This is a genomic window from Amycolatopsis magusensis (genome assembly GCF_017875555.1).
In the GTDB taxonomy this organism is placed as follows: domain Bacteria; phylum Actinomycetota; class Actinomycetes; order Mycobacteriales; family Pseudonocardiaceae; genus Amycolatopsis; species Amycolatopsis magusensis.
Map to the genome: position 1 here is coordinate 6890672 of NZ_JAGGMS010000001.1, position 11693 is coordinate 6902364.

At 70.9% G+C, this 11693-nt stretch carries 13 protein-coding genes; 6 read left to right on the forward strand and 7 right to left on the reverse strand.

Annotation, left to right across the window (positions count from 1 at the left end):
* Positions 1–32 precede the first annotated feature (32 nt).
* A complete protein-coding gene (locus JOM49_RS30590) occupies positions 33–587 on the forward strand; it encodes a TetR/AcrR family transcriptional regulator (RefSeq protein WP_209667644.1) in 555 nt (184 codons plus the stop codon).
* Here JOM49_RS30590 and JOM49_RS30595 read toward each other — a convergent pair.
* From JOM49_RS30595 to JOM49_RS30605, 3 genes are read right to left on the reverse strand one after another with little or no spacing between them, the layout of a single operon-like run.
* Complete coding sequence (locus JOM49_RS30595) at positions 542–2059, reverse strand: tripartite tricarboxylate transporter permease (RefSeq protein ID WP_209667645.1); 1518 nt, start codon at positions 2057–2059, stop codon at positions 542–544. The genes JOM49_RS30590 and JOM49_RS30595 overlap by 46 nt on opposite strands.
* A gap of 8 nt (positions 2060–2067) precedes the next feature.
* The gene (locus JOM49_RS30600) at positions 2068–2565 is read right to left on the reverse strand and encodes a tripartite tricarboxylate transporter TctB family protein (protein ID WP_209667646.1); all 498 of its coding nucleotides are present in this window, start codon (positions 2563–2565) and stop codon (positions 2068–2070) included.
* A complete protein-coding gene (locus JOM49_RS30605) occupies positions 2562–3575 on the reverse strand; it encodes a Bug family tripartite tricarboxylate transporter substrate binding protein (protein ID WP_209667647.1) in 1014 nt (337 codons plus the stop codon). Before JOM49_RS30605 ends, JOM49_RS30600 begins: the two co-directional genes overlap by 4 nt.
* A gap of 101 nt (positions 3576–3676) precedes the next feature.
* Here JOM49_RS30605 and JOM49_RS30610 point away from each other — a divergent pair, with 101 nt between their 5' ends.
* The 5 genes from JOM49_RS30610 to JOM49_RS30630 all read left to right on the forward strand — a co-directional run bounded on the left by JOM49_RS30610 (position 3677) and on the right by JOM49_RS30630 (position 9019).
* Positions 3677–4570, forward strand: a complete 894-nt coding sequence (locus tag JOM49_RS30610; RefSeq protein ID WP_209667648.1) for a LysR substrate-binding domain-containing protein — start codon at positions 3677–3679, stop codon at positions 4568–4570.
* Positions 4571–4721: 151 nt separating this feature from the next.
* Positions 4722–5630: a 5-dehydro-4-deoxyglucarate dehydratase gene (gene kdgD, locus JOM49_RS30615; protein ID WP_209667649.1), complete on the forward strand. Its 909-nt coding sequence runs from the start codon at positions 4722–4724 to the stop codon at positions 5628–5630.
* Entirely contained in the window at positions 5627–6952 is a 1326-nt protein-coding gene (locus JOM49_RS30620; protein ID WP_209667650.1) for an enolase C-terminal domain-like protein, read from the forward strand. Before kdgD ends, JOM49_RS30620 begins: the two co-directional genes overlap by 4 nt.
* 20 nt (positions 6953–6972) lie before the next feature.
* The gene (locus JOM49_RS30625; RefSeq protein ID WP_209667651.1) at positions 6973–8097 is read left to right on the forward strand and encodes an L-talarate/galactarate dehydratase; all 1125 of its coding nucleotides are present in this window, start codon (positions 6973–6975) and stop codon (positions 8095–8097) included.
* Positions 8098–8104: 7 nt separating this feature from the next.
* On the forward strand, positions 8105–9019 hold the full coding sequence (locus JOM49_RS30630; RefSeq protein ID WP_209667652.1) for an AEC family transporter: 915 nt from the start codon (positions 8105–8107) through the stop codon (positions 9017–9019).
* 3 nt (positions 9020–9022) lie between these two features.
* On the opposite strand, the gene JOM49_RS30635 is transcribed toward JOM49_RS30630, so the two are convergent.
* From JOM49_RS30635 to JOM49_RS30650, 4 genes are all read right to left on the reverse strand, one after another.
* A complete protein-coding gene (locus JOM49_RS30635) occupies positions 9023–9517 on the reverse strand; it encodes a GNAT family N-acetyltransferase (protein ID WP_209667653.1) in 495 nt (164 codons plus the stop codon).
* Between the two features lie 91 nt (positions 9518–9608).
* Positions 9609–10319 carry an NPP1 family protein gene (locus JOM49_RS30640; RefSeq protein WP_245371132.1) on the reverse strand — a complete coding sequence of 237 codons (711 nt, stop codon included), beginning with the start codon at positions 10317–10319 and terminating at the stop codon, positions 9609–9611.
* Between the two features lie 257 nt (positions 10320–10576).
* Positions 10577–10813, reverse strand: a complete 237-nt coding sequence (locus JOM49_RS30645; RefSeq protein WP_282773410.1) for a DUF397 domain-containing protein — start codon at positions 10811–10813, stop codon at positions 10577–10579.
* Positions 10814–11124: 311 nt separating this feature from the next.
* Positions 11125–11592 (reverse strand): Asp23/Gls24 family envelope stress response protein, encoded by a 468-nt coding sequence (locus JOM49_RS30650; RefSeq protein WP_209667656.1) that lies wholly within the window; start codon positions 11590–11592, stop codon positions 11125–11127.
* Positions 11593–11693: the final 101 nt, after the last annotated feature.

An 11693-nucleotide genomic window follows, 5' to 3' on the forward strand; every position in this document is an offset into this window, starting at 1 on the left:
CCCTTGCGTCGCGCAAGAGTACTCTTGCGGACATGCCCGGCGAGACGCGTGCGCGGATCATGGACGAGGCGCTGCGGCAGTTCGCCGAGCGCGGGTTCGCGGGCACCACGATCAGTTCGCTCGAGCGCGGCGTCGGCCTGGCCGAGGGCACCGGCTCGTTCCACCGCCACTTCCCGTCCAAGCGGGCCGTGCTGGACGCGGTGGTGGAACGGGAACTGACGCGCCTGCGTGAGATCCGGCCCCAGCGTGAGCGCGACCCCGGCCGCCCGCTCGCCGAACGCCTCGCCGGTGACCTCGAGTTCCTGCGCGAGGTCCGGCCGTTGATCGAAATCCTCATCCGCGAGCGCGCCACCATGCCGCACCTCGTGCGCCGGGTCCAGGAGGTGCTCGTCGACGGCGGGCTGACCGGGATCGCCGGTGACCTGGAAACCGGGTCCGACGATCCGGCCGCCGCCGCGACCGTCCTGCTCTGCGCGACCGTCGGCTACTTCCTCACCGCGGAGTTCTTCGGCGACGTACCCGGCGGGGTGGACGCCGAGCGCTACACCCGGGTGCTGGCCGAACTCCTCTCCCGCGACCGGCGCTGACGCCGCACCAGGGACCGCACCACCGGCAGCAGCGCCACGAGCAGGAACGCGGCCAGCAGCACCCCGGAGATCGGCCGGGTGAAGAAGCCGGCCGGGTTGCCGTCGAAGATCAGCAGCGAGCGCCGCAGCGAATCCTCCAGCAGCGAGCCGAGCACGAAGGCGAGCACCAGCGGTCCCGGGTCGAACCCGAGCTTCTTCATCAGGTACCCGAGCGCGCCGAACGCGATCACCAGCACGATGTCGAACACGTCGTTGTTGACCGTGTACACGCCGACCAGGGTGATCAGCACGGTGATCGGCGCGAGCACGGCGGGGCGCACGCGCAGGATCTTCACGAACAGCCCGACCAGCGGGATGCTCATGATCAGCAGCAGGATGTTGCCGAGGTACATGGAGTTCACCACGCCCCAGAACAACTCCGGCTCCTCGCTGACCAATTGCGGGCCGGGCGTGACGCCCTGGATGAGCAGCGCGCCGAAGATCACCGCCATCGTGGCGTTCGCCGGGATGCCCAGGGTCAGCAACGGGATGAACGACGAGGTCGCGGCGGCGTTGTTCGCCGTCTCCGGCCCGGCGACGCCTTCGACCGCGCCCTTGCCGAACCGGCTGGGGTCCTTGGCGCGCCGTTTTTCGATCGCGTATGCGGCCAGCGACGAAAGCGTCGCGCCACCGCCGGGCAGGATTCCGAGCACGAACCCGAGCACCGAACCCCGGCCGATGGCGCCCGAGGACTGCTTCAGATCCGATCGGGACGGCCAGACGTTCGCCACCGACACCGGCGCGTCGGGCGCGCGGTGGCGCTGCTCGAGGTTGTAGAGGATTTCGCCGAGGCCGAACAGGCCCATGGCGATCGGCACGAAGTCCAGGCCGTCGGCCAGCGAGAGGTTGTCGAAGGTGAACCGCTCGGCCGCGGTGAACCCGTCCCGGCCCACGGTCGCCAGCAGCAGCCCGAGGCAGGCGGCGATCAGCGCCTTGAGCCGGTTGCCGCTGCTGACCGTCGAAACCAGCAGGATGCCGAGCAGGGCGAGCGCGGTGTACTCGGGCGGCCCGAAGTCGAGCGCGAACCCGGCGACCACGGGCGCCAGGAACGACAGCGCGACGATGGAGACCGTCCCGCCGACGAACGAGCCGATCGCCGCGATGCCGAGCGCGGTGCCCGCCCGGCCCTGCCGGGCCATGGCGTGCCCGTCGAACACGGTCACCACCGAGGAGGCCTCGCCGGGCAGTCGCAGGAGGACGGAGGTGATCGTGCCGCCGTACTGCGCGCCGTAGAAGATGCCCGCCAGCATGATGATCGCGGTCACCGGCTCGATGCCGTAGGTGATCGGCAGCAGGATGGCGATGGTGGCCGCGGGGCCGAGGCCCGGCAGCACGCCGATCAGCATGCCGATGACCACGCCGAGCAGGCAGTAGAGCAGGTTCGCCGGTTCCAGTACGACGCCGAAGCCGGCCAGTACGGGGGTCAGGTCCACGGACCCTCCTAGAGCAGGTGCGGGATGGGCACGGACAGGGCGCCGACGAAGACGGCGTAGAACACCGCGACCACCGCGACACTGCCCACAATGGACACTCGCAGGCTCTCGCGGCCGAGGAAGCGCAGCCAGGCGAAGCAGAGCAGCGTGGCCGGGATCTCGAAGCCGACGTACTCGAGCACGACGACGAAGACGACCATCGTGGCCAGGCCGCCGAGCACCGGCCAGCCGGACCGGGTGAAGCGCTCGGCGTCCGACGGCGTGCGGAACTTCGCCAGCAGCGCGGCCCCCAGCACGATCAGCGCGACGCCGATCAGCAGCGGCCACATGCCGGAGTCGGGTTCGCGGGCGGTGCCCACGCCCAGCGTCCAGGACGCGGCGACCGCCGCGACCCCGACGCCGAGGAGCACGAGCGCGGTGATGGCGTTGGTCAGCGACCCGGCGGCGGGCGGCTGGTCCTCCGGCGGTCCGGCCTGCTCGGTCACGTTCTCCTCCGGCGCGGTCACTTCGAGCTGCCCAGGTCGATGCGGTACTGCTGCGCCACCGCGCGGTAGGTCTCCAGGTTCGTGGTCCACTGCCGCCGCAGCTCGGCGCCGTCGACCTCGTTCGGCGTGAGCAGGTTGTCCTGGTTGAACCGCTGGTAGGCGGGCGAGGCGAAGACCCGCTGGAACGCCGCCCGCAGCTTCTGCAGGATCTCCACCGGCGTGCCCTTGGGCGCGAACACCGCGCGGGACTGCTGCACCGGCACCTGGTAGCCCACCTCGACCGCGGTCGGCGTGCCCGGCAGGTACGAGGGCCGCCGCTCGGCGAAGGTGACGATCGGCTTGAGCTGCCCGGCGACGATCTGCTCGCTGGCCTCCCCCAGCTGGACCGCGCCCACGTCGACCTGCCCGCCGAGCACCGCGGTCATCGTCGGCGAACCACCGTCGAACGGCACCGCGGTGCCGTCGAGCCCGGCCTGGGCGAACAGCAGCGCCTGCGCCAGCTGGCTGCCGGTGCCCGCGCCCGTGGTGCCGTAGGTGAGCGGGCGCCCGGCGCGCTTGAGGTCCTCGATCGTGGTGAATCCCGAACCGGGTGCGGTGACCAGCACGTAGTCGTCCTGCGAGACCCCGGTGACCACCTCGTAGTCGGCGATGTCGATCGCCTGCTTCCCGGGCACGGCCAGCGGGGTGATGTAGGCGAGGCTGCCGTTGTAGACCATCAGCGTGTGCCCGTTCGGCTTCTTGCCGCTGAGTTCCCTGGCCGCCAGCGCGCCGTTCGCCCCCGGTTTGTTCTCCACCGTGACCGCGACGCCGAGGTCGCCGGTGACGCCGTCGGCCAGCGCCCTGGCGATGAGGTCGGTGCTGCCGCCGGGATCCGCCCCCGCGTAGACGGTGACCGGGTCGCCGTTCGGGTAGTCCTGCACCCGGGCGTTCCCGCCACTGCCCAGATTGCCGCCGCACGCGGTGAGCGTCGCGGCCAGGGCGAACCCGAGGCCGAGCCCGGCCCACCGGCGTACGCCGAGGTTCCTGGTCATGTCGTTCTCTCCTTCGAGAAGCGGCCAGAGGCCCGGAAGCGTATTGGCGGCATTCGATGTCTGTCCAAATCCGATAAGGCATGGATTGATACCTTCACGGCATGACCTTCACGCTGGAACAGCTCCGCGGGTTCGTCGCCGTGGCCGACGAACTGCACTTCGGCCGGGCGGCGGCCCGGTTGAAGATGACCCAGCCGCCGCTGAGCCGCCAGATCCAGAAGCTGGAGCGCGCGGTGGACGCGCAGTTGCTGGTGCGCGACAACCGCCGCGTGGAGCTGACCGCCGCCGGCGAGGTGTTCCTGCTCGAAGCGCGGCGGTTGCTGTCGCTGGCCGACGCCGCGCCGGAACTCGCGCGCCGGGTGTCGTCGGGCTCGACCGGCATGGTGCGCATCGGCTTCACCGCGGCCTCCACCTACGGCGTGCTCGGCAGGCTGCTCAACCGGCTCAGCGCCGAACTGCCCGAGGTGGACGTGGACCTCGGCGAGATGGTCACCCGCGAGCAGGTCGCCGGGCTGCGCAACGAGGAGATCGACCTCGGCCTCGCGCGGCCGCCGTTCGACCACAAGACCTTCAGCTCGCACCTGCTGCACCGCGAGGCGATGCTGGTCGCCGCGCCCACCGGGCACCTGCTGCTCGGGCTGGGCCGGGACGTCACCGCCGCCGACGTGGCCGACGAGCCGGTGATCATGCACTCCCCCACCGAGGCGCGGTACTTCTACGACCTGGTGGTCGGCATCGTGCCGATCGCGCACCAGAACACCGTGCACACGGTCAGCCAGGTGCTGACCATGTTGTGGCTGGTGGCGGCCGGGCGCGGCATCGCGTTCGTACCGGCTTCGGCCGCGCGGCTGACCATCGCGGGTGTCGGTTTCGTCCGGCTGGCGACCGCCGTGCCGCAGCCCGCGGAACTGCACCTGTTGTGGCGCCGCGACTCCCCGAACCCGGCGCTGTGGCGCGCGCTCGACGTGCTGAAGGACTTCACACCGCTCCCGTAAGCCTCACCGGGCGGCCTTCGATGCCTGTGAGGTATCAAGCAATGCGAAACCGCACTTGGACAAGCATCGAGTTCGGTACTTACGGTGACCGTGACCGCCGCGCCACGACGCGGAGCCACCGGAACCAAGGGGACTAGACACCGTGACGCCGATGCAGCCCGACGCTCTGGCCACCCAGCTCACCTCCGGGTTGCTGTCCTTCCCGGTGACGCACTTCGACGCGGACTTGGCCTTCGACGAGCCGCGCTACCGCGAGCACCTGGCCTGGCAGGCGACCTGCGGCGCGGCCGGGCTGTTCGCCGCCGGTGGAACCGGCGAGGGCTTCTCACTGACCCCGGCCGAGATCGACCAGGTGGTCCGGGCGGCCGTCGGCGAGGTGGCGGGCGCCATCCCGGTCGTCGCCCCGGCCACCGGCGCGACCGCGGTCTCGGTCGAGCAGGCACAGGCCGCCGAAGCCGCCGGGGCGTCCGGCATCCTGCTGTTCCCGCCGTACCTGACCGAGGCTTCGCAGCGCGGCCTGGTCGAGCACATCACCGCGGTGTGCCGGGCGACCCGGCTCGGCGTGGTCGTCTACAGCCGCGCCAACGCGATCCTGTCCGACGTCACCGTGGCCGAAGCCGCCGAACGCAACCCGAACCTGATCGGGCTGAAGGACGGCGTCGGCGACATCGAGCGGATGACCCGCACCTACGCCAGGGTCGGCGACCGGCTGATCTACATCGGCGGGCTGCCCACCGCGGAGACCTTCGCCCTGCCGCTGCTGCAGCTCGGCGTCTCCACCTACTCCTCGGCGCTGTACAACTTCGTGCCCGAGTTCGCGATGGACTTCTACGCCGCCGTCCGCGCCCAGGACCGCGCCACCGTCTACCGCAAGCTGTCCGAGTTCGTGCTGCCCTACCTCGACATCCGCGACCGCTCCAAGGGGTACGCGGTCTCGATCATCAAGGCCGGGCTGACCGCCGTCGGCCGTGACGGCGGCCCGGTGCGCCCGCCGCTGACCGACCTCACCGCGGGTGAACTGGCCGAGCTGGCCACCCTGATCGAGAAGGCCGCCCGATGACCGGGCCCGCCATCGCCACCGTCGAGGTGGTGCCGGTGGCCGGGCACGACAGCATGCTGTTGAACCTCAGCGGCGCGCACGGCCCGTTCTTCACCCGCAACGTGGCGATCGTGACCGACGACGAGGGCCGCACCGGCCTCGGCGAGGTGCCCGGCGGGGAGGCGATCCGGCAGACGATCGAGGAGGCGGGCGCGCTGCTCACCGGGCAGCCGGTGGCGCGGTTCGCCACGCTGCTGCGCACGGTCGCGGCGACCTTCGCCGACCGCGACGCCGGCGGGCGCGGCCGGCAGACCTTCGACCTGCGCACCACCGTGCACGCGGTGACCGCGCTGGAATCGGCGCTGCTGGACCTGCACGGCCAGTACCTCGGCGTGCCGGTGGCCGAACTGCTCGGCGACGGGCAGCAGCGCGACACCGTGCCGATGCTCGGGTACCTGTTCTACATCGGCGACCGGAACCGCACCGATCTTCCTTACGTGACCGAGGAAAACCCCGCCGACGACTGGGACCGGCTGCGCCGCGAGCCCGCGCTCACCCCGGAAGCGGTGGTCGCGCTCGCCGAAGCGGCACAGCAGCGGTACGGCTTCGCCGACTTCAAGCTCAAGGGCGGCGTTTTCCCGGCGGAGCAAGAAATCGAAGCCGTGCGCGCGCTGGCGAAGCGCTTCCCCGACGCCCGCATCACGCTGGACCCGAACGGTGCCTGGAAGCTCGACGAAGCGATCGCGCTGTGCCGCGACCTGCACGGCGTGCTCGCCTACGCCGAGGACCCGGTCGGCGCGGAGGGCGGGTTCTCCGGGCGCGAAACGATGGCGGAGTTCCGCCGTGCCACCGGCTTGCGCACCGCCACCAACATGATCGCCACCGACTGGCGCCAGCTGACGCACGCGCTGCGGGCCGACGCGGTGGACATCCCGCTGGCCGACCCGCACTTCTGGACCCTGCGCGGATCGGTCAGGGTGGCCCAGCTCTGCGCGGACTCCGGGCTGACCTGGGGCTCGCACTCGAACAACCACTTCGACATCTCGCTGGCGATGTTCACCCACGCCGGTGCCGCCGCCCCCGGCCCGATCACCGCGCTCGACACCCACTGGATCTGGCAGGACGGCCAGGCGCTGACCCGGCGGCCACCACGCATCTCCGGTGGCGCGATCGCCGTGCCGGACGCCCCCGGCCTCGGAGTCGAACTGGACCGCGACGCGCTGGCCGCCGCGCACGAGCTCTACCGCGAACACGGGCTCGGCGCCCGCGACGACGCGGTGGCCATGCGCTACCTGGTGCCCGGCTGGCAGTTCGACCCCCAGCGGCCCTGCCTGGTCCGCTGACCCACCGACGAAGGAGCAGCATGTCCTCCCACGACCGGATCTCCTCGGTGAAGCTGTCCTCGGTGACCCTGCCGCTGCCGACCGGGATCAGCGACGCCAAGGTGCTCACCGGCAGGCAGCGGCCGATGACCGAGATGGTCTTCCTGTTCGCGGAGCTCACCACCGACTCCGGCGCGGAAGGCGTCGGCTTCAGCTACTCCAAGCGCGCCGGTGGCCCGGCCCAGTTCGCCCACGCGCGCGAGGTCGCGCCGGACCTGATCGGCGAGGATCCCAGCGACATCGGCAGGTTGTGGACCAAGCTGGTGTGGGCGGGTGCCTCGGTCGGCCGCAGCGGTGCCGCCACGCAGGCGCTGGCCGCGATCGACGTCGCGCTGTGGGACCTCAAGGCCAAGCGCGCCGGGCTGCCGCTGGCCAAGCTTCTCGGCGCCTACCGCGATTCGGTGCGCTGCTACAACACCTCGGGCGGGTTCCTGCACGAGTCGGTCGAGCAGATCAAGGACAACGCCACGCGCACGCTGGAGTCCGGCGTCGGCGGCATCAAGATCAAGGTCGGGCAGCCCGACCTGGCCGAGGACCTGCGCCGGGTGGCCGCGATCCGCGAGCACCTCGGGGACGCGCCGCTGATGGTCGACGCGAACCAGCAGTGGGACCGGCCCACCGCCATGCGCGCGAGCCGCGCGCTGGAGGAGTTCGACCTGGTCTGGATCGAGGAACCGCTGGACGCCTACGACGCCGAGGGGCACGCCGAACTCGCGCGGGCGCTGACCACCGCGGTCGCCAGCGGCGAGATGCTGACCAGCGTCGGCGAGCACTACGAGCTGATCCGCCACGGCGCGGTCGACATCCTGCAGCCCGACGCCCCGCGCGTCGGCGGCATCACCCAGTTCCTCAAGCTGGCCGCGCTGGCGGACCACCGGAACCTCCAGCTCGCGCCGCACTTCGCCATGGAGATCCACGTGCACCTGGCGGCCGCCTACCCGCACGAGCCGTGGGTCGAGCACTTCGACTGGCTGTACCCGCTGTTCAACGAGCGCCTGGAGATCAGCGGCGGCCGGATGCACCTGTCCGACCGCCCGGGGCTCGGGATCACGCTCAGCGAGCAGGCGCGGGCCTGGACCACCGACTCGGTGCTGGTGGCCTCATGATCAGTACGTGAACGCGGTCCTCGGCGGGTTCACCACCCTGCTCGCGGTGATCGCCGTCGGCTGGGTGACCGCCCGCACCGGCGTCCTCGGCACCGGCGCCGCCGAACTGCTGTCGCGGTTGTCGTACTTCGTCGCCACCCCGGCGCTGCTCCTGCTCACCCTGGCCGACGCCGACCCGTCGGCGCTGGTGTCGACCACGCTGGTGGCCACCGCGGGCAGCGCGGTGCTCTGCGCGCTGCTGTACGCCGCGGTGGTCTTCTGGTGGCGGCGCCCGCGTGCCGCGCAGGTGGCCACGGGGGCGCTGGCGTCTTCGTACGTCAACGCGGGCAACCTCGGCGTCGCCATCGCGGTCTACGTGCTCGGCGACGCGTCCTACGTGGCCCCGGTGCTGTTGTTCCAGGTGCTGGTGATGGCGCCCATCGGGCTCACCGTGCTGGCCTCGGGCCGCGACGGCCACTCACCGCGGCGGCTGCTGACCCAGCCGCTGCGGACGCCCGTGGTCATCGGCTGCGCGATCGGCCTGGCGTTGTCCGTGCTCGGCTGGCGCCCGCCGGAACTGGTGCTGCGCCCGGTCGAACTGCTCGCCGGCCTGGCGGTGCCCGCCGCGCTGCTCGCCTACGGCACCAGCCTGCACGGCTCCCCGCGCCCGGCCACCGGCGCCCAGGCCGGGCCGGTGTGGCTGGCGGTCGGACTGAAGACCGTGGCGCAACCGGCGCTGGCCTTCGGCCTCGGCAGCCTGGTCCAGCTCAGCGGCACCGCGCTGCTGGCCGTCACGGTGACTTCGGCGCTGCCGACCGCGCAGAACGTGTTCGTCTACGCGACCTCCCACGGCCAGGACACCGAACTGGCCAGGGACGTCATCCTGCTCACCACCGTGCTGTCCATCCCGGTGCTGGCCGGGATCGCGCTGCTGCTGGGGTGAGCTTCAGCCGAGCGGTTTGGTGTAGCGGTGAGCCGGGGTCGGGATGGGGCCGTCCTCGTGCGGGGCGGCGTGGTCGAACGGGCCCTCGTCGGTCCAGCCCCGGCGCTCGTAGAACCGGCGCGCGCGGACGTTCCCGGCGACGACGGCGAGCCACGCACCCCGGTGCCCGTTCGCCGCGACCAGGCGTTCGGCTTCGGCCAAGAGCAGCTTCGCGATCCCGGAACCGCGGTGCTGAGACGACACGTAGACCTGCTCGACCTCGTCGCCGACGACCATCACGAACCCGGCGACCGCGCCTTCGACCTCGGCCACCACGGTCCGCGTGGCCGGATCGACGACGTGTTCGGCCGCGCGCACGCCGAACGACTCCTCGGTACGCACGGCGAGCAGCGCGTCCGGCACGTGGCCGAGGTGCCCGTCGCGCCAGCCGGAGTACCAGATGCGGGCGATCGACACCACGTCCGCCGGGGTGGCGGGGCGCAGCAATGGCTCATTCATTCCGCCACCGTAAGCGCCGGTTGTGCCGTGAATGTGGCTTTCACGGCGGATTTCGCCGTGAAAGCCACATTCACGGCACTCGGCGTGGGGGCTAGCCGTAGGGGTTGAAGGGGATGCCGGCCGGCTTCGCCTTTTCCAGGTTCGACTCGAAGGCGCCGTCCTTGATCGCCAGGCTCGCGCTGCCGAAGTTGGCGGAGACGAGCTTGTCGCGGAGGCCGGCGGGGAAGTTGTTCCAGCTCACCAGGTCCGGGTACTGCCAGGCGCGGTAGTGGTTCTCCGGCGGCTCGTCCCCGGTGGAGGCGGTGCGGAAGGCGTGCGTGCTGGCGCCGTCCTTGTGGTAGACGATCTTCGCGTGGGTGCCTTCCCACTGCACGTTCGCCGCGGCGTGCTTGGCGTAGTTGCCGTGCGCGGAGGTGGAGACGTAGCGCGCCTGGTCGTCCTGCACCCAGATCACCACGTGCTCGATGTCGTGGCGGTGCCCGAAGGCGTCGAGGCCGGGCACGGCCTGGTCCTTCTCGAAGTACAGGTCGTAGAGGTAGGCGCACCAGCCGTTGTTGCACTTGGCGCGGGCGTAGGAGTTCGTGTTGTCCAGGTCGGACTGGTCGCGGCAGTTGCCGTTGAGCGCGCCGGAGTTGTTCAGGCCGGGCGCGATCGTGCCGTCCGGGCCGATGGCGGGCGTCGGGTAGCAGCCGTCGGTGTCGTAGTCGAAGGCGGGCTGCCACTTGCCGTCGGGCTCGGCGACGCTCGAGGGCAGCGCGCGGGGTGGGTCGGCGAAGGCCAGCGCCGGGGGCAGCACCAGCATGAACACGGCCGCGCCGGCCAGTGACCGGAACGCGAAGGACAGCCGCCCCCGGCGGCGACCCGCCGGTTCGGTGTGCTGCCGTGGACTGCCCGTCTGAGTACGCATCGGGTGGCGGTTCCCTTCGCTCGGCATCGACACGACGGAGCGTAGGGAGAACTGAAGTCAACTCACAACGGACCAAAGTAGGAATTTGAAAAGCATTCACACTTCGGCTGTATCGTCCACTGTGGACAGCGACGACCGGCAGGGGCGCCGGGTCAGCTCAGGACGTCGTCGAACTCGCCGTCCTTGGCACCGGCCAGGAAGGCCGCCATCTCGGCCTGGGTGTAGACCAGCGCCGGGCCGGTCGGGAAGCGCGAGTTGCGGACCGCGATCTCGCCGTTGGCGAGCGGGGCGACCTCCACGCAGTTGCCCACCGCACCGCTGCGGGAGCTCTTGCGCCACTGCGCGCCGACCAGCTTGTCCGCCGAAACGCCGTTAGAAATTTGCTCCACTTGGATCTCCACCTTCCCGACCTCAGTGCTCAGGTGATGCAGATGCACGTGCATCTGGATGTGCCGATGACCATAGCACGCGCAAGAGCAGATGAAAATGCACGTGCATTAAGCCTTTTGCAGGTCAGAAGCGTGATCGTCACCCGAAGGTGCGACACCTGTCCTGGTTGCGCGCTGCGGAGGGTCAGCAACGAGGCCGCCGTTCACCCGGCGACGTTCACTCAGTGGTGGTCAAAACTTGAAGTGGTACTGCCGCTGTGCCGGGGTCTCGCACGCCTCGGCGAGCGAGGACTCCGGCACAGCGGGGCGGGTCAGCGCACGCGCGTGGTGTCCGGTCCCTCGGCGTCTTCGGCGATGTGCACGTCATCGACGTGGATGTTCACCTCGACCACCTCGAGGCCGGTCATCCGCTCGATCGAAGCGATCACCGTCCGGCGCACCACCTTCGACAACTCGGCGATGCCGACGCCGTATTCGACCACCAGTTCCAGGTCGACCGCGGCCTGCTTCTCCCCCACCTCGACCGACACGCCCTGCCCGACGCTGGCCGAGGCACCCGGGATGCGCTCGCGCAGGGCGCCGAACGCGCGGGCCGCGCCGCCGCCGAGCGCGTGCACGCCCCGGACCTCCCGGGCCGCCAGCCCGGCGATCTTCCGCACCACGACGTCGGCGATCGAGGTGACGCCCTCGTCGGTCACCAGCGTGCTGTCGGTCTTCACCAGTTCGACCGAGCCCTTGCTCTCCGCGGGCTGGGTGCTGTTGGCGGTGGCACTGCTCATGGGTTCCTCCCGTGGAAGCTCGAATGTCCTCTGTGGTCATCGGTAGGCCACCCGGCGAACCGCAACGGCACGACCCGATCGAGTAGTCACCGCGACTAGGT